Source organism: Promicromonospora kroppenstedtii DSM 19349, assembly GCF_000515355.1.
GTDB lineage: Bacteria > Actinomycetota > Actinomycetes > Actinomycetales > Cellulomonadaceae > Promicromonospora > Promicromonospora kroppenstedtii.
Genome location: NZ_KI911747.1, coordinates 1 through 1,401, shown reverse-complemented (window position 1 = coordinate 1,401; position 1,401 = coordinate 1). Strand labels below are relative to the sequence as shown.

Sequence of the window (1,401 nt, the reverse complement as noted above, 5' to 3'; positions counted from 1 at the left end):
GGCCGGCACGTCGTGGTCGGCAGCCTCGCCGGGCTGCTCGCCCTGTGCCTGCTGGTGGCCGCCGGGCTCACCTCGCGCGCCCTGGACGCCTCGGCCCGGCCCGAGATCGCCCGCGCCTCCGCCTGAATCACGAACCCGCACGTCACCACCGGTGCCCGGCTGCGTCGGTCACGTTGCCCGACCCATCGCGGGCCCCATGTCCGAGCAGAAGCCCCATGTCCGAGCAGAAAGAAGCGCCATGCACCACACCGCTCGCCGCGAGATCGCAGTGTTGTACGGAACGCGGCCGGAGGCCGTCAAACTCGCCCCGGTCGTCAACGAGCTCAAGCGCCGGGCCAGACACGCGCCGCTCGTGGTCACCTCCGGCCAGCACCGGGGCATGCTCGACCAGGTCAACCGCCTCTTCGATATCGTCCCTGACCACGACCTCGGGCTGCTCCGGCGCGGCTACTCGCTCGACGACGTGCTGGTGGGCGCCATCCGCGGCTTCAGCGAGTACCTCGACGCGCACCCCGTGGACGCCGTCGTCGTGCAGGGCGACACCACCACCGCCTTCGCCGGCGCGCTCACCGCCTACCACCGGCAGGTCCCCGTGGTGCACGTCGAGGCGGGCCTGCGCACCGGCGACGTCTACTCACCGTTCCCTGAGGAGGGCAACCGCAAGTTCATCAGCGCCATCGCCACCCGGCACTGCGCGCCCACGGCGCTGGCCGCCGAGAACCTCCACCAGGAGCGCGTTCCCGAGCACGCTGTCACCGTCACGGGCAACACAGTGATCGACGCCCTGATGCACACCGCGTCCCGCCCGGTGCGGATCAGCGACCCCGTGGTCGACACCGCGCTCAAGATCGGCCGGCGTCTGGTGCTCGTGACGGCGCACCGGCGCGAGTCCTGGGACGACGGGATCGCCCAGATCGCCGCGGCCGTCGTCCAGGTGGCCGAGCTGTTCCCGGACGTGCTGTTCGTGCTCCCCCTGCACGGCAACCCGATCGTGCGCGAGGCGATCGTGCCCACGGTCCTGCACACGCCCAACGTCCGGCTCACCGAGCCGCTGCCCTACGCCGAGTTCTGCCGGGTGCTGTCACGCACCAGCGTCGTGGTCACCGACTCGGGCGGCATCCAGGAGGAGGCGCCCGCGTTCGACGTCCCCGTCGTGATCACCCGGAGCACCACCGAACGCCCCGAGCTGGTCGACGCGGGCGGCGGGGTGCTGGTCGGGACCGACGCGAGGCAGATCACCGACACGCTGGGCGCGCTGCTCACCGATCGCGAGCTGCACCGGCGCATGGCCTCGGCCCCCAGTCCGTTCGGCGACGGCCACGCCGCCGGCCGCGTGGTCGACGTCATCGAGAGCATGCTGGCCGGCCGCCGCACCGCGGACGCCGAGGCCTGGACGGCGGC

1 protein-coding gene is annotated in these 1,401 nt (G+C 72.6%); it reads left to right on the top strand.

Annotated elements, in window-relative coordinates:
• Nucleotides 1–238: 238 nt before the first annotated feature.
• A partial coding sequence (wecB, locus tag PROKR_RS25490; RefSeq protein WP_036969300.1) for a non-hydrolyzing UDP-N-acetylglucosamine 2-epimerase occupies nucleotides 239–1,401 on the top strand: 1,163 nt, incomplete at its 3' end.